The 20,092-nt window shown below is 57.4% G+C and carries 22 protein-coding genes and 1 pseudogene; 14 read left to right on the forward strand and 9 right to left on the reverse strand.

The annotated features are described in order from the left end of the window. Positions 1–70: 70 nt before the first annotated feature. The 4 genes from AC1RT6_RS10035 to AC1RT6_RS10050 are packed head-to-tail and all read right to left on the reverse strand — an operon-like array spanning position 71 to position 7,301. Entirely contained in the window at positions 71–277 is a 207-nt protein-coding gene (locus tag AC1RT6_RS10035; protein ID WP_087881223.1) for a hypothetical protein, read from the reverse strand. A 14-nt stretch (positions 278–291) separates the two neighbouring features. After that, positions 292–3,954: a glycogen/starch/alpha-glucan family phosphorylase gene (gene glgP, locus AC1RT6_RS10040; RefSeq protein WP_472790344.1), complete on the reverse strand. Its 3,663-nt coding sequence runs from the start codon at positions 3,952–3,954 to the stop codon at positions 292–294. A 54-nt stretch (positions 3,955–4,008) separates the two neighbouring features. Beyond that, positions 4,009–4,893 (reverse strand): glycoside hydrolase family 65 protein, encoded by an 885-nt coding sequence (locus AC1RT6_RS10045; protein ID WP_158081564.1) that lies wholly within the window; start codon positions 4,891–4,893, stop codon positions 4,009–4,011. 2 nt (positions 4,894–4,895) lie between these two features. Further along, the gene (locus AC1RT6_RS10050; RefSeq protein ID WP_079448353.1) at positions 4,896–7,301 is read right to left on the reverse strand and encodes a phosphoketolase family protein; all 2,406 of its coding nucleotides are present in this window, start codon (positions 7,299–7,301) and stop codon (positions 4,896–4,898) included. Positions 7,302–7,765: 464 nt separating this feature from the next. Between AC1RT6_RS10050 and AC1RT6_RS10055 the strand changes: the two genes are divergently transcribed. From AC1RT6_RS10055 to AC1RT6_RS10095, 9 genes and pseudogenes are all read left to right on the forward strand, one after another. Continuing rightward, positions 7,766–8,113 carry a hypothetical protein gene (locus tag AC1RT6_RS10055; RefSeq protein WP_139372952.1) on the forward strand — a complete coding sequence of 116 codons (348 nt, stop codon included), beginning with the start codon at positions 7,766–7,768 and terminating at the stop codon, positions 8,111–8,113. 46 nt (positions 8,114–8,159) lie between these two features. Beyond that, positions 8,160–8,366 carry a hypothetical protein gene (locus tag AC1RT6_RS10060; RefSeq protein WP_493029483.1) on the forward strand — a complete coding sequence of 69 codons (207 nt, stop codon included), beginning with the start codon at positions 8,160–8,162 and terminating at the stop codon, positions 8,364–8,366. A gap of 626 nt (positions 8,367–8,992) precedes the next feature. After that, positions 8,993–9,304, forward strand: a complete 312-nt coding sequence (locus tag AC1RT6_RS10065) for a hypothetical protein (protein ID WP_079448356.1) — start codon at positions 8,993–8,995, stop codon at positions 9,302–9,304. Between the two features lie 135 nt (positions 9,305–9,439). Beyond that, on the forward strand, positions 9,440–9,610 hold the full coding sequence (locus tag AC1RT6_RS10070; RefSeq protein WP_158081565.1) for a hypothetical protein: 171 nt from the start codon (positions 9,440–9,442) through the stop codon (positions 9,608–9,610). 1,158 nt (positions 9,611–10,768) lie between these two features. Beyond that, positions 10,769–11,044: a hypothetical protein gene (locus tag AC1RT6_RS10075; RefSeq protein WP_244553585.1), complete on the forward strand. Its 276-nt coding sequence runs from the start codon at positions 10,769–10,771 to the stop codon at positions 11,042–11,044. A 334-nt stretch (positions 11,045–11,378) separates the two neighbouring features. Further along, on the forward strand, positions 11,379–11,690 hold the full coding sequence (locus AC1RT6_RS10080; RefSeq protein ID WP_201789040.1) for a site-specific DNA-methyltransferase: 312 nt from the start codon (positions 11,379–11,381) through the stop codon (positions 11,688–11,690). A 522-nt stretch (positions 11,691–12,212) separates the two neighbouring features. Next, entirely contained in the window at positions 12,213–12,389 is a 177-nt protein-coding gene (locus tag AC1RT6_RS10085; protein ID WP_173816079.1) for a hypothetical protein, read from the forward strand. 61 nt (positions 12,390–12,450) lie between these two features. After that, positions 12,451–12,801 carry a cupin domain-containing protein gene (locus tag AC1RT6_RS10090; RefSeq protein WP_309774802.1) on the forward strand — a complete coding sequence of 117 codons (351 nt, stop codon included), beginning with the start codon at positions 12,451–12,453 and terminating at the stop codon, positions 12,799–12,801. 1 nt (position 12,802) lies between these two features. After that, a pseudogene (locus tag AC1RT6_RS10095) lies at positions 12,803–13,261 on the forward strand (integrase core domain-containing protein); the annotation flags it as partial. A gap of 117 nt (positions 13,262–13,378) precedes the next feature. Here the strand turns inward: AC1RT6_RS10095 and AC1RT6_RS10100 are convergent. The 4 genes from AC1RT6_RS10100 to AC1RT6_RS10115 all read right to left on the reverse strand — a co-directional run bounded on the left by AC1RT6_RS10100 (position 13,379) and on the right by AC1RT6_RS10115 (position 17,850). Next, a complete protein-coding gene (locus AC1RT6_RS10100) occupies positions 13,379–15,073 on the reverse strand; it encodes a methyl-accepting chemotaxis protein (RefSeq protein WP_079445844.1) in 1,695 nt (564 codons plus the stop codon). A gap of 522 nt (positions 15,074–15,595) precedes the next feature. After that, a complete protein-coding gene (locus AC1RT6_RS10105; RefSeq protein WP_079445843.1) occupies positions 15,596–15,964 on the reverse strand; it encodes a GlsB/YeaQ/YmgE family stress response membrane protein in 369 nt (122 codons plus the stop codon). 591 nt (positions 15,965–16,555) lie between these two features. Then, complete coding sequence (locus tag AC1RT6_RS10110; protein WP_079445842.1) at positions 16,556–17,542, reverse strand: DUF5996 family protein; 987 nt, start codon at positions 17,540–17,542, stop codon at positions 16,556–16,558. A gap of 104 nt (positions 17,543–17,646) precedes the next feature. Then, positions 17,647–17,850 carry a DUF2171 domain-containing protein gene (locus tag AC1RT6_RS10115; protein ID WP_079445845.1) on the reverse strand — a complete coding sequence of 68 codons (204 nt, stop codon included), beginning with the start codon at positions 17,848–17,850 and terminating at the stop codon, positions 17,647–17,649. 90 nt (positions 17,851–17,940) lie between these two features. Between AC1RT6_RS10115 and AC1RT6_RS10120 the strand changes: the two genes are divergently transcribed. Then, positions 17,941–18,258 (forward strand): hypothetical protein, encoded by a 318-nt coding sequence (locus AC1RT6_RS10120; protein ID WP_079445841.1) that lies wholly within the window; start codon positions 17,941–17,943, stop codon positions 18,256–18,258. A 66-nt stretch (positions 18,259–18,324) separates the two neighbouring features. On the opposite strand, the gene AC1RT6_RS10125 is transcribed toward AC1RT6_RS10120, so the two are convergent. Then, positions 18,325–18,456 (reverse strand): hypothetical protein, encoded by a 132-nt coding sequence (locus tag AC1RT6_RS10125; RefSeq protein ID WP_274533936.1) that lies wholly within the window; start codon positions 18,454–18,456, stop codon positions 18,325–18,327. A 344-nt stretch (positions 18,457–18,800) separates the two neighbouring features. Between AC1RT6_RS10125 and AC1RT6_RS10130 the strand changes: the two genes are divergently transcribed. The 4 genes from AC1RT6_RS10130 to AC1RT6_RS10145 all read left to right on the forward strand — a co-directional run bounded on the left by AC1RT6_RS10130 (position 18,801) and on the right by AC1RT6_RS10145 (position 20,052). Continuing rightward, on the forward strand, positions 18,801–19,043 hold the full coding sequence (locus AC1RT6_RS10130; RefSeq protein WP_472790353.1) for a hypothetical protein: 243 nt from the start codon (positions 18,801–18,803) through the stop codon (positions 19,041–19,043). A 41-nt stretch (positions 19,044–19,084) separates the two neighbouring features. Next, complete coding sequence (locus AC1RT6_RS10135) at positions 19,085–19,333, forward strand: hypothetical protein (protein ID WP_079445839.1); 249 nt, start codon at positions 19,085–19,087, stop codon at positions 19,331–19,333. Between the two features lie 160 nt (positions 19,334–19,493). Beyond that, positions 19,494–19,733, forward strand: a complete 240-nt coding sequence (locus AC1RT6_RS10140) for a hypothetical protein (protein WP_079445838.1) — start codon at positions 19,494–19,496, stop codon at positions 19,731–19,733. Between the two features lie 124 nt (positions 19,734–19,857). Further along, entirely contained in the window at positions 19,858–20,052 is a 195-nt protein-coding gene (locus AC1RT6_RS10145; RefSeq protein ID WP_139372835.1) for a hypothetical protein, read from the forward strand. The last annotated feature ends 40 nt before the right edge of the window (positions 20,053–20,092 follow it).

Consider the following 20,092-nt stretch of genomic DNA (forward strand, 5'->3'; position numbering starts at 1 on the left):
GACTATGGACCGTGGCTGCGCCAGATACGTCGCCGGCCTTACGACAGGTGCGCTCTCCCAAGGGGATATATCATCGAGCGAAGCGAGCGAGGTGCGTGCGATGTTTAATGGCGTCGAGGGGGATAATCCGTGACGGCTGGGCGGCATTCTCACTATCAAACAGAAGCAACTCGAGCATGACGGCATGCTTCGAGAATATGCTGAAATTAACGCCGCCCGGAAGAACCGTCGCACCGAGAGGAGCGCTCGTACCCGATGTGACATCACCGGCGCTCATCGTCCGCATCCTGCTCATCTCTCGTCAGGAACAATTGGCCTAACGTTCCAGATGTCGCGGCAGTACTCCCGGACCGAGCGGTCGGATGAGAAGCGACCGACTCGCGTGCAGTTCAGAATGGACATGCGCGTCCATGCGCTCTGATCGGAGTACGCTCGACTGACGCTTTGTTGGCATTCCACGTAGGCCTGATAGTCGGCTAGCAGCATGTAGTCGTCGCGGGTGATCAGCGATTCGACGAGGGGCTGGAAGAGTGCGCGATCACCGTTCGAAAAGAACCCCGAACTGATGAGATCGATCGCTTCGCGCAGCTCCGGATTTGACTCGTAGAATTCGCGCGGCGCGTAGCCCCCAGCCTTCAATCGCTCGACCTCTGCGGCCGTCAGACCGAACAGGAAGAAATTCTCGGGACCCACGGCGTCGCGGATCTCGACGTTGGCGCCGTCCAAGGTGCCAATTGTCAATGCCCCGTTCATGGCGAATTTCATATTGCCTGTGCCAGACGCCTCCTTGCCTGCCGTGGAGATCTGCTCCGACAGATCCGCGGCGGGGTATACGCGGTGACTGTTTTTGACGTTGAAGTCCGGCAGGAACACCACCTTGAGAACCTGAGAGACGACCGGGTCCTGATCGATGGCTGTCGCGACTGAGTTAATCAGCTTGATGATGAGCTTGGCCATGCGGTATCCGGGAGCAGCCTTGCCGCCAAAGATGACCGTTCGGGGAATTTCCGCGGCGCTGGGAGCACGCCTTAGTCTGTTGAAAAGAGTGATCAGGTACAAAACGTTCAGGTGCTGACGCTTGTACTCGTGCAGCCGCTTGACCTGAATGTCGAAGAGCGAGCGCGGATCAACGATGACGCCGGTTCGTTCCTTGATGAGAGCCGCCAGCACACGTTTGTTATCGGCCTTAACGGCTTGCCAATCTTTCTGGAAGTCGGCGTCTACAGCTAACGGCTCGAGGTGTTCGAGCTCCTTCTCCAAATCTGCTAACCATCGGTCACCAATCTTCCGGGTGATCAGAGCGCTCAGGTTCGGGTTGCTCAGAGCGATCCAGCGGCGCGGCGTCACACCATTAGTCACATTGAAAAATTTTTCCGGCGCTACTCTGTAGAAGTCGCTCAGCACCGTCTGCTTCAGAAGTTCGGTATGGAGGGCCGCGACACCGTTGATCGCATGGCTGCCTACGCTGGCGAGGTGCGCCATGCGTATATATTTTCCTCCCGCCTCGTCGATCAGCGAGAGCCGCCGGAGGAGCTGATCATCGCTCGGATAACGCAGCCGAATATCGTCCAGGAAACGACGATTGATCTCGTAAATGATCTCCAAATGGCGCGGCAGCAGTCGGGCAAACAACGGTAGCGGCCATCGCTCAAGCGCCTCGGCAAGAAGCGTGTGGTTCGTGTAGCCGCAGGTCTGCTGGGTGATAGCCCAGGCCTGATCCCATTCCATCGCGTGTTCGTCCACAAGGAGCCGCATCAACTCGGCGACGGCGATAGAGGGATGCGTATCATTCAACTGCGCTGCCCAGTATAAGTGGAACTCGTGGAGCGGCTTGCCGCGCAAGATGAGCAACCGGATCATGTCCTGGAGCGAGCAGGACACGAAGAAGTATTGCTGCGCCAGCCGCAGCTGCTTCCCGGCTTCGGGTTCGTCATTCGGATATAGAATCTTGGTGATGGTTTCCGATGCAATCTTCTCGTCAACCGCCCGGTAATAGTCGCCGACGTTGAATGCTTCAAAATCAAAAGATTCCGTAGCTTCGGCCTTCCATAAGCGCAGCAGATTTGTGGTGGGCGCACGATAGCCTGGGACCGGTGTGTCGTAGGCGACGCCCTTGACCACTTTCTCAGGAATCCAGCGTACGCGCCAGGATCCGGCCTCGTCGCGATAGCGCTCCGTGCGTCCGCCAAGCTTCACATCGAACGCGATCTCGGAGCGAATGATCTCCCAGGGATTACCAAAGCGTAGCCACTTGTCCGTCAGTTCGATCTGCCAGCCGTCACGGATCGCTTGATCGAAGATCCCGAACTCGTAGCGAATGCCATAGCCGATCGCAGGAACGTTGAGCGTCGCAAGCGAGTCCATGTAACACGCGGCCAATCGGCCAAGACCCCCATTTCCTAACCCGGGTTCCTCCTCTTGATCCAAAAGGCTCGATAAATCGCCCTGCCCCACTCGCGACAGCGCATCCTCTACTGCTCGCCAAATACCAAGATTGACGAGGCTGTTTCCAAGATGCGGCCCGGTCAGAAATTCCGCAGAAAGATATGCAACGACCTTGGCGTCCGGATTCGTTTCGGTAATGGATTCTAACGTTGCTACGTAGCGCTCCATCATGCGATCGCGAACGGTGTAAGCGAGGCACATGTACCAGTCGTTCCGTGTCGCGTATCGTGGCAGTTTTCCAAGAAGGCAGTGCAAATTCTCGATTAAGGCTGCGGCGATCGCATCCGCACCGAGTCCGGTACGAACGTTCGTGAGAGCGATCGGACTGGACGAGTTGACTCCGGAACGACTCGCGGTTGCAGATCCCATAGGTTCGTCCTCCATGCTGGCCCAATCGCATTCTGACTCACGAAACCGGATCGCCTTTCTGGTCATCTTGGCGCACATCGATTTTTGCCGACGGAGCTCGCCGATCCAGCAATCTGAACTCTCAGTTGGAAAAGCATCACCCAGCAGGAACATCGCTAGAAGCACGTCCGCCTGTTTGATCATTCGTTTTCGATAAATGTTCAGTGGATGATAAAACAAGAGCAGCGGATAACGCTCGCGCGGCGTATTCTGAAGATCCCACGGCTCTCGGTCCAGAAAGCTGTCGTCCTGAGGAATGACCTTCAGCTTCTCGTCATATGGGACATACATGTTTTCCGCCGCGCGAATCCATGCTGTCACCTCAGAGGGCTCGAGTACCGTTTTGTGCACAAGAGTATTGTATGCGTCCGGTTCTGTCTTGCGCATGGATTCGACAACGTGAGCTGCGTAGCGCAAGTTTTCGCGGGCCATCAAGTTCGTGTATGCATTGTTGTTTACGACTGCATTGTATTCGTCTGGCCCGGTGACGCCGTTGATACAGAACCTGTCGCCTTTAGTATCCGAGTAGAAGCCCAGGTCCGCCCACAGACGTGCGGTTTCGACAAGCATTTCGGCGCCGTAGTCCCGCAGAAACGATTCATCGCCCGTTGCCTGCACGTACTTGCGCAGCGCGTATATAATGTCTGCGTTGATGTGATATTGTGCTGTACCTGCAGCGTAATATGCCGATGCTTCTTCGCCACTAATGGTCCGCCACGGAAACATCGCTCTCCGGTGGCCTAACTCCTTGGCGCGGGCCCGTGCCTGAGGCAGCATCTTGTAGCGGAATGCCAGCAGATTCCTGGCGATGCGGGGCGAGGTGTACGTCAGAAACGGCAGAAGATAGATTTCGGTGTCCCAGAAGTAGTGCCCTTCATAGGCCTGTCCGGTTAGGCCCTTCGCCGGCACACCCCTGTCTTCGGCACACGCCGAGGCCTGCAGGATGTGAAAAAGATTGAACCTGATTGCCTGCTGGATCTCGGCGGTGCTGCGTTTTGTTCGATCTTCTCTGACGTCCTTGATCCGAACATCGCTTCTGCGCCAGAAATCGTCCATGTACTGCTCCTGGGAGGCGAGCAAATTCTGGAAGCCCTGGCTCATCACGCGATCCATTGTCCACCCAGCACGGCTGCAGATCTGTTCGGGAGTATCCGTCTACGAGGCGTGATAGGCCATGAATTTGGTAAGCTGGATGGAGCAGCCCGGCCGCGCTTCGATTGTGAAGGCGACTTGGCCGGAGTCACCATTATGGGCGACTTTGTAGGAATACGGGCAAGCGCTCTCTATCGCATGGTCAGTCGCGCATGCGAGGACGAACCGGCTTCTTTCGGTCGAATGGCACAGCACGATGCGGCGGTCTTTGGAATAGGTGGACCGCTGATGCAGCACGCGGCCTGGATGGGCTTTCGCCAGTCGTGGATCGTCTTCCCTGCTGCGAGTGCCGCGTTCGTCTGCGGTCATCTCCGATGAGATCACGACAAAAGCTTGTGCATTGAGTATTGTTACACGATAGGAGATGGCGGCCACGTGCCTATTGACGAAGGAGACCAAACGTCGTGATATAAAGGACACTTGTTTGCCAGATGGAGTTTCCCAAACAATCTCCCTGTCTAGTGTTCCCGTCTTCATATTGAGTCGTCGGTCGTAGTTCAAAAGGTGCGCATGGGGCAGCCAGAACGGCTCGTCGTCGACGAAAAGCTTGATGACTTTGCAGTCGGTCACGTTACAGATCGTCTGACCAGTCCTTGCGAAGCCGTAAGCTTCTTCTCCGTAGATGATCGGCCACGTTTCATAGAACCCATTAATGAAAGTGCCGTTTTCAGAGTTTGGGCCGCCCTCCTCCGGGCACCCCCGTATGCCGAGGTACCCGTTACCGAACGCTAGCATCGTTTCGAGCTGAGCCCGCAATTCGGGATGAAACGCTTTTTCGACGACGTTCCATTCGTCGGCCGGATAATCGTGGGATGGCCGGCCATTGAGGCTCCGCGCTGTCTTCTCATGTCTCATCGCGCAAACGTTCATTTTCGGCTCCGCCGGCACCTTTAGACGTTGTCGGCCTCGGTCGAGTGAACGACCGCAGAAGACGCCTCCTGCCCCCATCTCCAGCCAGTGATCTCCGGCATGTCGTCTCCACACCGGGCGATGAAGGTCCTGTGGTCGATGAGCTTGTCGCGGATGGCCTGCTTGGCGTAGGCAGCGCGCGATCCAAGCTTCGGCACGCGATCGATTACGTCGCTGACGAGGTGGAAGCGATCTAGCTCGTTAAGCACGCACATATCGAACGGTGTCGTGGTGGTGCCCTCTTCCTTGTAACCCCGCACATGCACGTTGTTGTGGCTCGTGCGCCGGTAGGTCAGTCTGTGAATCAGCCACGGGTACCCGTGGAACGCAAAGATGATCGGCTTGTCAGTCGTGAAAAGCACGTCGAAATCATGATCAGTCAGACCATGCGGATGCTCGCTCGAAGGCTGCAGCTTCATCAGATTGACGACATTGATGACGCGGACTTTTAGATCGGGCGCGTACCTTCGAAGGAGGTCGACAGCGGCGAGCGTCTCCAGCGTTGGCACGTCACCACAGCAGGCCATTACGACATCGGGCTCGCCACCATGGTCGTTGCTGGCCCATTCCCAAATACCCAATCCAGCTTCGCAATGCTTGACAGCCTCGTCCATCGTCAACCATTGAGGAGCGGGCTGCTTCCCCGCGACGACGACGTTGACGTAGTTTCGGCTGCGCAGACAATGATCAGTGACCGAGAGCAAGCAATTAGCATCAGGGGGGAGATAGACGCGGATGACCTCAGCTTTTTTGTTGATGACGTGGTCGATAAACCCTGGGTCTTGATGGCTGAAGCCGTTGTGGTCCTGGCGCCAGACATGGCTCGACAATAAGTAGTTTAGCGAGCCAATAGGCCGCCGCCATGGAATGTGATTGCAAACCTTCAGCCACTTGGCGTGCTGATTGAACATCGAGTCAATGATGTGGATGAACGCCTCATAGCAGGAGAAAAAGCCGTGCCGGCCGGTCAGAAGATAGCCCTCAAGCCAGCCTTGGCATTGATGCTCGCTGAGCATTTCCATAATCCGCCCATCGGGTGCTAGATGATCATCCCAGGGGAAGGTGTTTGCAGCCCAGGCACGATTGGTGACTTCCAGTACATCCTGCCAGCGGTTCGAGTTGTTCTCGTCCGGACTGAAGAGCCGGAAATTACGGGCCTCCATATTTAGCTTCATTACATCGCGAAGGAACCGACCCATGACTCTCGTAGATTCGGCGGTTTCGACGCCGGGTGCGGTCACGTCAACAGCGTAATCGCGAAAATTTGGCAGCCGCAGTTCGCGCAGGATCAACCCGCCATTGGTATGCGGGTTGGCGCTCATGCGACGTGCGCCTCGAGGGGCGAGGTCGGCCAACTCGGGGAGGAGCTGGCCGCTGTCATCGAACAGCTCTGAAGGTCGATAGCTCCTCATCCACTCTTCGAGGAGACGCACATGGGCCGCGTTCCGATGCATCTCACCCATCGGCACCTGGTGAGATCGCCAATAATCCTCTGTGCGCTTGCCATCAATTTCCTTCGGACATGTCCAGCCTTTGGGTGTGCGGAGTACAATCATCGGCCATAGTGGGCGCTCCTCAAATCCATCTTTGAGTGCAGCGGATTTAATGCGCTGAATTTCCCCGACAACCTTATCCATGGTTGCGGCCATCAGCTCGTGCATTTTTTCCGGCTCATCCCCCTCGACGAAATATGGCGTATAGCCGTAACCGCGAAATAGATGATCCAATTCATCATGACTGATGCGCGCGAGAATGCAGGGATTGGCGATCTTGTAGCCGTTCAAGTGAAGTATCGGCAAGACCACTCCATCGGTCGCCGGGTTCAAGAACTTATTGGAATGCCAGCTCGTTGCCAGCGGTCCAGTTTCCGCTTCGCCGTCGCCGACGACACAGGCCACGATTAAATTGGGGTTGTCGAAGGCCGCTCCGTAGGCATGTGAGAGGGCGTAGCCGAGTTCCCCGCCTTCGTGAATCGAGCCAGGGGTCTCCGGTGCAACGTGGCTCGGGATACCGCCCGGGAAGGAGAATTGGGTGAATAGTCGCTTCATTCCCTCTTCATCGGGAGAAATGTTCGGATAGACCTCGCTGTAGGTCCCCTCCAGGTAAGCGTTCGCGACCAGCCCGGGACCACCGTGTCCGGGGCCGGTGATGTAGATCACGTCGAGATCGTGCTTCTTAATCACCCGGTTAAGGTGGACATAGATGAAGTTCAGGCCTGGCGTCGTTCCCCAGTGGCCAAGAAGCCTCGGCTTGATGTGATCCTTTGTGAGCGATTGCTTAAGCAGCGGGTTGTCGTAGAGATAGATCTGGCCGACCGAAAGGTAATTGGCCGCCCGCCAGTACGCATCCATCATCGCCCGCTCTTTGCTAGAAAGCGTGCTTGCCATCCCTATCTCCCAGCGATACCTGCAACGTTAAACCTGTTGTCAGTCCTCACCTAGAAGCTCCGATCCGCATCTCCATCGGCCCGCCCTCCCCCAGCATCACTTCCGATCCCCGAAGATTGTCGCTGTGAACTCGGATGCGAATTCCGCCGGCCTTCCATGCCATTCACCGTTCGATGGTCATCCCGAAACCGAACAGCCAGTTTGATCTAGATCAAGAGCTGCCGAGCGGACGCTGCAAGAGCGTAACCTGTATACGCTGTAGCATGAGTGCACAGACTGGCCGCCCGATCCCGTGAACAATTGGCGAAAACAATCGAACCGCGCATCGTGGGGGCGCTTTGATCGGCTATCAGAGAAGGGAGCAATTCCCTTTGGTCACCAGGCTCGCGTAGGTTCCTCTGCGGGGTGATCAAGAGCGCTTCAAAGCGATACTTGATGGCAATCGTGACGTTCCGCTTCGAACGATGGCAATTCCCACCGTGGATCGGGACGCCGCAGTCAAGTTGACTCACAGATTCGGTGATCCATCATGGCTCGGCGAATACTTGGCGAGTGAAAGCAAACCAATTTTGAACCGGCAGTCTTTTTCAACGAGAAGGTTTATTTTTATGAGTGATTTGAAACTTCAAGGTCCGAACTTCAACTTTGAAACCTTTAGTGAGGGATTACGCATTACGCGAATTGCGGACAGTGAGCAGCGTGCTTCGAACAGCGCTGAAGTGGTCGCGATCTTTGCAAAGATGGTCACGACGGAAATGCCGGGTGCGCATCAAGAAAGGCTGTTTGGATTGATGTTCGATGCGCTGGCATAACCGCGCAGATCCAGACAGTGCCTTTTGAGGAAAGAGGGATTTTATGGTGGACGATTTGAAACTCGAAACACCTGATTTCATTTTTGAAGCTTCGAGTACGGGCATTCTCATGACGCGCGTCGCCGATGGCCGATGGGTAGCGGGCACAAGTGCAGTCGCGGCGGCGTTTTCGAAAATGTTGAAGGCCGCTGACCCAGCGCGGCGGCCGATGCTTTTGGATTTGATGTTTCGGGCGCTTGATCCGGACACCTAGACGCGACCCGGTTCAACCTATTCTCAGATTCGGGAAACCTATTCTCGGAGAAAGGCTACCTAAAAATCATTTAGGCTTTTGTTGGCGATGCGGTATTTGCCTAGTGGCGACGGCGGTTCGGATGTTTTGAAGCTCCTCGCCGCCGTCGCCGGAACGCCTGAGCTTTTGGACACCGCACTATGCCTCGCTTATTGGCGCGCTTTCGAGCCCGGTGTTTCAGCCGCTGAGGCCGCATGACGCGGCCAAAGCCGTCATCGTTTAGGCGGCGGAGAGTGCGACGCAGGACGGCAACCGCGCTAGCGCAATGGCTGGTGCGGTCGCATCGGCAACGTGGTTGTAGCCATGATCGCTCCTAGACGGCGGTTGCGGTTAGAGCCGGACGCGAGGTCGCCACTTTGCTCCGGCCTGTTTTCGTGATATCATGGTTGCATGAATAATTCAATTCGTGATAACATGAAAACACCAAAAAAGAGAGCGCCTGCTACTGGCGATCTAATCGGCGTTCGCGTCCAGCCCGGTATGGCCAAGGCCCTCGACGACTGGCGTCGGAAACAAGACGACCTACCTGGCCGTCCGGAAGCGGTTCGGAGGCTGGTAGAGATTGGGCTGAAAGCGAGGAGGGATAGATGAGCGAACCTACTGATTCTGAGCTAACCACGATCTTCCTCGTTCTGAACGAGGGCAGCCCGGATGAGCATGGTGTGCGCGTAGGCACCGTAAACTTGTCGTCGGAAGACGAGCGTATGCAGGAATTGATCGGGACCCCAAAAGTGTATGGCCTGGTCCAGGAGGCGCTAACGGCAGCGGGCGAAACAGTGGGCGCTGAGAGTTGCTTTGCATTCATCCCGGCTACCGACGAGGAGCGTAAGGCTTGGGAACAGGAGCGCCTGGGCGCTCGCGAGGGTGTGTACTTTCTGCCCTACGAAGCGAGGAAGTGAAGGCAAGGTGCCGCCTACAGACCTAAGCCGGACGAATGCAAGGCAGGCCCGCCGCCGTCAAGGGGGATGCTGTTCATCTTGCAAACGGCGGGCATTTTTTCGTTTTTCAAATAGAGAACCCCGCCGGAGCGGCTCATGTTGACCAAGTCAGAACAGTACAGAGAAAATGCCCGCAACTGCGGTGAACTCGCCGACGATGCGAAGGACCTGCCTTCGAAGAACCGCTATAGACGCATGCAGGATGCCTGGCTCGCACTTGCCGAGGAGCAAGACTGGCTAGATGGACAGTTGCCAACTCACAAATAGAAAATCTCGCCCGAGCAATGCATTAAGCGTATGGCGGCACTTCGACGAGTGTCCCAATCAAACGGAGCAATGCCTGCTGTTCTGGGCCTTTCCCACTCCGTAGGAATTCTCCCAGTTCAATATGCGACAACCGTCCGCCGGATGGGGAATTAGGCTGGTGAATGATAAAGGCATGCCCGTCTGTCGGCTCGCGACCTAAGTACCAGGAATCGCCATTTGGGCTTCGATATAGTTCGCGGCGTTCTGTCATGACTTGCCTCCTCCTGTCTTGAGGTCAGTCTATCACAGGGGGCGCGGAGAAAGCCTTTCGGAATGGACTCTCCAAGACCAAGCGACGGCCCCGGCAGCCTGCAAATGCCGGGACCGCCACAGGCGGGGTGTCATGGGCAAACACCCCAATAGCCAAACTCCCAACTGGCATAAGGTTGCTCTTCCAAATGAGGATTATTTACATCGCCCCTAAGAACATTGGTGCAGCCTTCCGCGACGGGGCGTCTACCCACCAAACTCGACCATAAAACCTTCTTTTCTTTCTAAGTTTGGTCGTCATCGTTGGAGCGTCGGAAGGTACCGCCGTCTTCGACGAGGGTCGTAGCCTTTTTTTGTCGTATCCAAGGCTTTCAATGCCGCGCGGTCAGCCGCAAGAGCGGCGCACTCTGTGGTGTTGATTTTCCAGAAACCACTCATTGATTTGAAAAACTCCGTTATTGAAAATTGCCGCGCGCCAATTCATCCGAGGTCGCGGTGGTGATGGTAATGTGAATGCTCAATCACTTCGTCGTGTGACGATGTGACTCAACCTGTCCGAAGTTTAATTCGCTCGACTCATCATCGTCAGAGTTCCGCAGTACAGCCGTCACCGATGCATGGTACAGCGCTGCCAAAACGGAGATTCAAGATGTTTGATGCAGAGCTAGTTACGATAATGCGAGGCGCGCTTGCGCAAGCCACACTGGACGTTCGCCCTGATCCATCAACCAAAGCGTTGATGGCCGAGCGGATTCTACAGTCAGCCGCGAATGGCACCCGCTCGCAAGAAACATTTCGGATTATTGCGAACGAAGCCGCGGCAGACAGCGAGCGATCACGACTCCTTAACCCGCCTCACCCGAGCGAGGTTGCTGTTGACGGCCTCGATGCAAACAATTTTAAGCATCGGTGAAAATTGGTCTCAGTAACTTTGAGTCACTTTCAGGCATCGGCTGGAGCCTGTTGGAAATGCCTACGCTGCTCGAAGATCACAAGTTGCCATTAGTTCAGTTGAAGGAACGGCGGCGTGACCTGATTGTCGGCCTCATGGGACACCAAGGACCATTGTCAAAACAGCAGATTGCAGAAATCGCTGCCATCCAAACTGCCATCTCGGCTATCGAGGCGGTTCTCGACGACCTGGACGCTGAGGCGGAGGTCGCGTTACGAGACCGCGCGGCATAGCAGCAGCGTTGGTCTTACCCAGCAGCCTCATAGGCGGCGGCCGTGGCTGTAGGCTTGTTGTCGTCGGCGGGGACGACCGTGCAGGACCTCGCCACTCGTCCAACGCTTCGGTGGAATACACAATCGCGCGCTCGAACCGCATAAACCGCGGCCCGCCGCCGTAAATGCGCGCTTTATCCAAAAAAAATTCTTCGACACGCCGAGATGCTCGGCCGCCTCCACTACCCTTACGTTTGCCATCAGCACCTCCCGTTTGCCGGTGTTGCTCCCTTAATTAGGGGTCTACGCGCAGTTCAGGGGCGGGTTGCTTTGCTGGGAATAAATTGGCCGGAGGATGCTCAGCTCGCGAGCGGGCAGGCACGGCCGCTACCGCACCAATGTGTGGAGCTACGCCGGCGTGAACAGTTTCGGTAACGATCGTTCCGACCTTGCCCTTCATCCGACGGTCAAACCGGTCGCGCTGGTGGCGGATGCCATGATTGCGACCGAGCAGACGGGCCGCCGCGGTTACGGGATCGAAATCGACCCGCTCTATCGTGACGTCATTATCCGCAGCCTGCGCACAGCATGCCGCCTTGAAGCCATCCTCGAAAGTGCAGGGAAGTCCTTTCAGCAGATCCAGGTCAAACGCTCTGAACCGAACTGACGTTAAAAATTGAGGAACGATCCGCCTGCTCCCCGTCGGCAACTTCGAGGGACATGGATGGATTTTAAAGAAATTGTTCTGCACCAGGCGAGATACAGTTCACCGCACGACGGCAGATATCATACCGCGCGACCATGAACGTACTGGCGCGCGGTAGATGTGCTGCACTACGTTGTGCTCAGCGAAATATCCAAGGCGCACGCCTTCGCTGCCGTTGCACCGGGAGTACGGTTTAGCTTTTGAGCGATCTTGGCTACGCCAGCCCTCTGCTTCGCGAGCGCCTTGAGAGTGCGAACGTCGTCGTTCGTCCAGTAAAAGATATATCCTTGATATTTCTTTTTAGAGGTGTAGATTTTGACTCGTGACGAGGGTCCTAGTCCCTCCCTTCGCCGCAAACTCCGCGATCCGGTACGAGTACCAGTAGGTACCGGGTCGCTCTGCTCACTTCACGAAGATGGAACGGTAGCTTGATTTTGGTTCTGTACACCAACCAAACTAACGAGGGGCTGAGAAAGGTTCTCAATGAATACCGTTGATCAAGTTCAAAAAGCAGCCGAATTGCAAAAGGACGCCGAAGACTTCGCCAACAGGCAGGCTGATCCGCGTTCCAGTGCGAGCCTAGTGCCAATGCTTGTCGCCGGGGTTGTTCTAACTTTTGGAGGGATGATTGCCGCCTTGGCCTTTACTTCAGTGACTTAAAATATAGGTCAATACGAGGTCGGTCACCTGTGACCTGCTCATGCGGAGGGAGACGAGTGCAATGGCCATGCACCACGCCAGCCCCGAAGAAGTTTTTGATCTCGCACCATTGGGGCCGAAGCTGAAGGACGCGCGGACAACCGCCGTCGTAAAATCGGAAGCGTTCGAGGTCGTGCGCCTCATCGTTCACGCTGGCACGGATATCAAGGCGCATCAGGTTGACGGTCCCATCACGCTGCATTGCCTGGAAGGTCGGGCTCTGCTCGGCTTGCCTGAAACGTCACTTGAACTTTCGGCAGGTCAATGGGTGTATCTCGAAGGGGGCGTTCCGCACTCGCTCAGGGGAATCGAGGATACGTCGTTACTGCTCACGATTCTTTTCTTCTCCGGAAAGTTCCAACCCTCTCAGTGATCGCAAGCTCCGCCTGATGACCCTGATCGATGAGCTCACCCGGGAATGCCTGGCCATCCGTGTGGCGCGTCGTATCAACAGCTTCGGCGTCATCGAGACGATGGCCGACGTGATGCTCACCAGGGGTGTCCCCGAACACATCCGCTCCGACAACGGCGCGGAGATGACGGCCAAGGTGGTTCGCAACGGGCTTGGAAAACTCGGCGCCAGGACGCTCTACATCGAGCCGGGCAGCCCGTGGGAGAACGGCTATTGCGAGTCCTTCAACGGCAAATTGCGCGACGAATGCCTCAACCAGGAAATCTTTTACAGTCTGAAAGAAGCTCAGGTCGTGATCGAGCAATGGCGCAATCACTTCAACACGATACGTCCGCACTCATCGCTCGGCTATCGACCACCGGCGCCGCAAACATCCACAGCCCAACTGCCTCAACTGGATCAGTGTGCTGCCGTGCAGTAGTCTCTATCCCGCTGGTGCAAAATATCCGTCAGATCACGATAGAACTGAGGGTCTGACGAGGGCACGCCGTATCGCGCACTGCTGGGTTTGAGGGGGAGATGGCTCCGGGCGCGCCATCTATGCCACCCGGACGGAGTCCAGGAACTTGTTCACCTCCACCTTGAGCCGGGCGCTGTCGCGCGACAGCGTTTGCGCCGCAGACAACACCTGGGACGAGGCGGTTCCGGTTTCCGCCGCGCCGCGCTGGAGGTTGCCGACATTCGAGGAGACTTCCTGCGCCCCCTGCGCAGCATGCTGCACGTTGCGAGCGACTTCGTGGGTGGTCGCGCCCTGTTCCTCAACAGCAGACGCAATCGCGGAGGAAATTCCCGAAAGCTTTTCGATGGAGTTACGAATATCGTTGATTGCCGCGACGGATTCCTGCGTGGCCGATTGGATGCCGCTGATCTGCTGACCGATCTCGCCGGTGGCCTTGCCGGTTTGCTCGGCGAGCGCCTTCACTTCCGAGGCAACGACCGAAAACCCGCGACCGGCTTCCCCGGCGCGCGCCGCCTCAATGGTGGCGTTCAGGGCAAGGAGGTTGGTCTGACCAGAGATATTGTTGATGATCTCGACGATGTCGCCGATGCGCGCCGCCGCGCTCGACAGCGCACTAACGCGCTCAGTCGCCGAATGCACCTGTTCGACGGCATCGCCCGCCATGCGCGCCGATTCCTGCACCCGCTGGCTAATTTCGCGAACCGAGGCGGTCATCTCCTCCGTGGCCGAGGCCACCGAATTGACGTTCGAGGAGGCTTCGTTCGAACCGTTGACGACGCGTGCCGCAAAATCCTTTGCATGGTCGGCGTTCGACGCGAGCGTGGTTGCGGAAGCTTCCAGTGCGGTCGCTGACGTCGCGACAGCCTGAACGATTTCGCCGATCGCCGCTTCGAATGAATTGGCGATTTTTGTCATGTCCGTCTTGCGCTGAACCTCGGCCTGGCGTTGCATGGAGTTGACTTCTTCCCGGCTGAATCGAATCAGCGTCTGCACGTTCTGAAGGTTGCGAAGCGCCACGCCGATTTCGTCGTCGCGCTTGATTTCGATCCGATTGTCGAATTTGTCGTGAACGAGGTTCAGCATGGTCTCGTTCAGATGATGTATCGGCCCCTCAAACGCGCGAAGCGTCTGACTCCCGACGATCCATCCGACGGCGACCCCGACAATGGCAAGAAGGCTGAGGACGAGCCCCCACGTCCCGCCAACCACGACTGCCCCCAGCACACCACAGGTGAGCAGAAAAGCAGCTTGCAGCGTGATCAGCGTCGTTATTCGCGCCCGCATGGTGCGGGTGAAAAATCCGAAACGGTCGAAGAACGATCGCTTCCGGATGATGCCGGCATCAATCCGGTACGGATGCGGCCGCTTTTCGCGGATGGCTGCATAAACTTCGTCTGCCAAGGCGCGCTGGTCGGCGGCAAGCTTGGTGCGGATCGAAGTATAGCCGGTGACTTGCCCGTTTGTGCGAATCGGCGAGGCGGTCGCCAGCACCCAGTAGAAGCCGCCGTTCTTGCGGCGATTCTTGATCGCGCCGACCCAGGGCTTCTCGGCCTTTAGCGTGTCCCAGAGATTTTCGAACGCCTCCGGCGGCATGTCCGGGTGGCGCACGATGTTGTGCGCCTTGCCTATCAATTCCTCGGGCGTAAATTCCGCTGCGTCGATGAAGTCCTCATTGACGTAGGTGAGACGACCTTTGAGGTCGGTCCTGGAAACGATCAGCGTTTCGTCGGAAACGGGATATTCGGCGTCGGTAACCGGAAAATTCTTGCGCACGGGGAAACTCGTTGATCTGTTGCGGTTGAAGCAAGCATCACGCCCGATGCGATACTATGACGCGCTTCGCTACGGGCCTCTCAGCCTCGGCCCCCGGTGGGAGGGGGCCGCTGCCGATGATAGAGTGAAAAGAATCATACACGGTATTTGTTTAAAATCGATTTAGGACACCTAGCTTGCTGACAGCTGTCGTCGAGCAGTTTTTTTCGCCGGCTGTGCTGGACGATCCAGAAGGAAATAGTGTCTCCGGATATTTTCAGATAATGGTCAGAGGGTCGGGAGACGTTCGGCTGGGGGTGTGCCTACCGCAAATTAAATCTGAAGATATTGATGGTGCAGTCCGCCAAGGGTTGGACGACAAAGAATGTGCCCGTCGAGATCGACGGCGCGCGAGATCGATGAATCTTTCTCCAGGTTTGCGATAGGGACTAGTTGTGCTCTAGCCGCTGGTCACGGCGCCGGGCGGCGTCGAGCAATCCCGACTTTCTTCCCCACCGTGAACCTGATGTGAGATGATTGAACTCAGGCGACAAGCCGAGCAGCCAGTATCACCAGCACCGCACCGATAGTTGCCGTGACAATCCGGCTGGTGAGCGGGTTCCGGATGCCAAGTTCGATGCCTAGACGGTCTAACAGAAACGCGCCTACCAAGGAGCCGACAACTCCAGTGAGCGCGTATCGCAGCAGCCCACTACCGCCGACGATCCAGCTTGCCAGCCAGCCTGCGACGAGGCCGATGCCGAGTTGAGCGGCAAGGGCTTGCTTATCTAGGGCGGCAAAGGCCTCGCGGTTGATGGTGATCCGAACAAGCGGACGGTGACGCGGCGGCTCAGGTGAGCCTCCCCCATTTGGACGCCGCTTGGTGCGACCGCCGCTCGAAGTAGTAGTCATGGCGCAGTTACGGTGCCTGCTTTGATGTTGTAGAGGCTCGCCTGAAACTTGGAAATGACGAAAGCAGCTGACTGCGGCGGTATTTGGTCGGGGAAAGCGAGCAGGTGCCAGGCATCGTGTAGAGGGGCGGCATCTGATATTCTCCTTCAGCGCTTGTGTTCTGGATGCGCGGGCTACGCCAGTCGGTCGTATGCCAGAGCCAAAAATCTAAACGAGGCCATTGCTGCGCGATTACGCTAGCCCGTTTGAAAACCCAGCGACATCTTGCCTCTTAAGTTAACCACCGCATCCATGCAGAGACGGAGCGCCCTTTGGCGATATTATTTGGTCCAGAGACGCGCGCAGAGACCCGACGGATCGCGAAAACCTCGCATTTTGCGCGACAAATTGACGTATGTGCCACCGCGTTCGATCCCTACGAACTGGGTGGTGGACGATGCATGGCTCGAACTGGTTGCCCACCACGCAGTCTGTCGAACGAGTCTCCGCGTTCCCAGGAAGCGAGGCCCTCTCTCTATGTCAGATCCGGCTAAAAGTCGGCTCGGCCGTGAGGTTCTCCAAGGACAAAAATGAAAAGTCAGCAAGCGCAAACTAAATCTGATTTTTGGAGATCGGCGATGGATTGTGATGCGCTTCGGAATGACCCGTGGGAATCCGCGGGATGCCGAAGTCGCATTCCAGCGCCTGCCGGTTCCACCCGGCTAGGTCCGCCGCCGCTTCGTACGTCGATTGCAAGAAGCTCGTGAGGTCTTCCTGAGGATCGGCGCTGGTCCGCACCGACTCATAAGGCAGCAGGAACTCTCCAAGCTTCTGGTCGAAGCGGGCGGCCGCCGGCTTGACGGAGCGGCCGGCGAAGCCATCGGGCACCGGATAGGCGTAGGAGTAGAACATCGCCTCATTCACTCCGCCGCCGCCGGGCCAGAAACCGGCCGAAGATACTTCGTGGCTATAGGCTTCCTGGGTAATCGAATCGGGAAGCGCGGGAATCCCGCCGGGATGGAGCGGCGCTTTGCGGCCCGAGAACCGCGTCACAGCCAGATCGAACGAACCCCAGAACAAATGCACCGGCGAGACCTTGCCAAGGTACCCAGTGCGGAAGCGTGCGAATACGCGATCGATCTGCACCAGCGCCCGATGAAACCGCTCGACCGCCTTACGGTCGTAGGGCCGAGACGCGGTGTCCTGCGCGAACGGCTTCGCATCGGGGATCTCGTTCGGCACACCATGAATGTCCATCCGGCCGCCAAGCCGTTCGACCAGCGTAATCGTCCGGCTCAGGAAGTCGGCTACGCTCATCGCCTCCAGCGGAAAGCTCTCACGCATGTCGGCCGTTTCGGCGATCAGCGCATGGTCGTGGAAGTCAAAGGTCAAGGTGATGGCTGACTTGCCGTCGGGCACCATTCCCGTCGTCAGACCGCGCGGTGTCACATAAAGTGTGGCGTGCCAAGAGTGATTGACCCAAGGTGTGTGTGCGAGCCGGTACTTGCCGACGATCTGCGTCCACAAATGGAGTGCGGAGCAAGTTTCGGCCCAATTGCCATAGGGCAAGGCCGGCCAGCCGGTTTCTTCCTCGCTCATCCGATCGGCTCCATGGCTTGCCGCGCGAGTGCCTGTTTCACACCCCTCGTCCGCTTCCATATGCGCGCGGCTCGCCGCGCAAGTGGTCGCCCGGTCCCGCTCCGTTAGCGCCTCTTGACCTCTTTCGCTTCCACAGAAAGCTTTACCGTGCTGCCCGCGACCTCTGCGACCAGCTGCTTGTCGACGTAATGGTGCTGGTTGTCAGAACCCTGCTCCAGCTTGATGCGGTCACCCTCGACCTCGTCAACGATTCCGACTTCCGCGCCATGCTTGTCGACAACCTTCATACGCTCTCTGATTTCAGACATCGGCATTATTCTCCTTTGGACGAAAATAACTCCGATGCGCGTTGAATGGTTGCATTGACCGACGGAGCCGCTTGGAAGGAGAGCTGAGACGTGCTCGCGACCTCGTGCGACCCTCCGGGGCTCTTTTCTTTGCAGGTTGCAGGGGACGTGGAGGTGTTCCATGGCCCACACGTGAAGCTTGAGGGCTTCATCGACAGCTTCTTCATCATCCAGCCCGCCTACAGCGAAGCGGAGTTCGGCCGGCTCACGACAAGCTGGCGCCCGCGGCGGGACCCAAGCGGGAGCTGGAACAAACACCGGAAGAGCTGGTACGGGAGAAAGATAAGGGATCGGACAAGTGTCGCATCATCCCGTTCCGAAAGAACCGATGATGAGGCGTTAAGCGCCGGACTTGGCGCTCAGAGCTGAGTGGAGAAGAAGCCGCCATCGCCCGTGAAGAGCTTGGCGGCTTCGTTTTTGCGAAACCAGCTCAACTCACTCAGATTGCGCTGCGGCAGTCCCGGCGGGCCGATAATGCGTGCCCGTTCCGTTGTAAAAGGAGGAAAAGAGGACCAGCAGCACGATGACCGCGCCTCCGATAACCCAGCCTTGTCTTACGCTACTCATATGTTCGACCTCCGAGGAAATGCAGTCCGATACCATGGGCGCACGGCCAGGAATAGCAACCCGACAAGGCGCCCGTTCACGCGCGCGTGATAGCATTGTGAAGAGCCTGAGGGTTCGCTGCCCGTCCATTCTGACCAAAGCCGAGACCGGCATGAAGACCATGGAGGTCTGCGATGCGAGACGGACGAGCCGGCGCGGGACCACGACGATTGATTCAGTTCACTCTTATTTAATATTTAAGCTCCGCCGGAGACAGCCGCCGGGACTTTTCGCGCGTTCATTCCGCGGAGGAATGATAGGCGCGGCGCCCGGTTCTTGCCTGTCCAGACGGAGGAACGACTTCCATGAAGAGGTTCGCATTGAGCGCGCTCATTGCCCTTGCCGCTACATCGGCGCTCGCGCAAGCGGTGACGGTCGACGAATACTACGTCGTCCTTGATCCCGATTCGAAGAAGTGCACCATAGTGGAGCAGAAGCCGGCTGTTGCGACCAGCATCGTGGACCATGGCGTGTTCAAGACGCGGACCGACGCGGAGGCCGGCGTTAAGACCATGGAGGCCTGCAAGTCGGAAGTGGACGACGATTGATCCAGACAAGCTTACTTCCCCTTCTGGCAAAGGAGCATTCTGTGAAGATATTTTCCTTAAGCGCGCTCATCGCACTCGCGGCCGCGCCGGCCTTGGCCCAGACTTCGGTTGACGGGGAATACTACGTGGTCCGAGATCCCGCGACCAGGAAATGCAGGGTCGTCGACGAGAGGCCGGCCGTCGCGGCGGACATGGTCGGCCGCGGATCCCTCAAGACTTGGGCCGAAGCCGAGAAGGGCATGAGGGACTCAAAGGTCTGCGCGGCAGCAGAACACGACAACGACGATTGATTCCGCGCGCCGTTGCCGCCACCTGCTCTTCACCGTATTTCAGACCGTCTTCACCGCGCTCTACGACGACAGGCTCAGCGTCGAGTTCGAGGGCAAAGAGGAGGGCGATACCGACACGGCCGAGAACCTGACCGACCTCGCCGAGCACGACTACCGCGTCATGCAGAAGGACGAGGCGGACTACGAGTGGATATGGGACGCCTGGTTCTTCAGTCGCGGCCTCCAGCTCCTCAACGACAATAGGTTCGTGCACGGCACCGCCTTCGATGACGACGCGGTGCACCTCGAGAAGCACAAGGACGCCGCTCCGACGCCCGCCACGATTCTGGCATTTCCCCAAGGCACATTTCAAGAAGACGGGCAGACCACCACCGTCCAAACTCTTCATAGAGTAGCATGACGCCGGCTATGTCCCGTTGAACCGATCGGTTGCAGGGGCCGAATTGGCTGTCCACCCAGTCAGCGAACCGGTCTCTGCCGCTCGGCCAGGAACGGGAATTTTCGATGCAGAGACGGAGCGCCCTTTGGCGATATTTCTGGGGCCAGAGACGCACGCAGAGACCAGACGGATCGCCAAAACCCCGCAATTTACGGCACAAATCGATGGATGGGACACCGCGTTCGATCCCTACGAACTGGGTGGTGGCGGACCCAGTCGGATGCGAACCGGTCTCGGCAACGAAATTCCCTGCTATCAGGGAAAATTACAGGGAAAATAGTGATTTCCGCCGTTTGAACGCGATTTGCATTGCTAAAAGT

Source organism: Nitrobacter sp. MLSD-S21 (assembly GCF_058809865.1).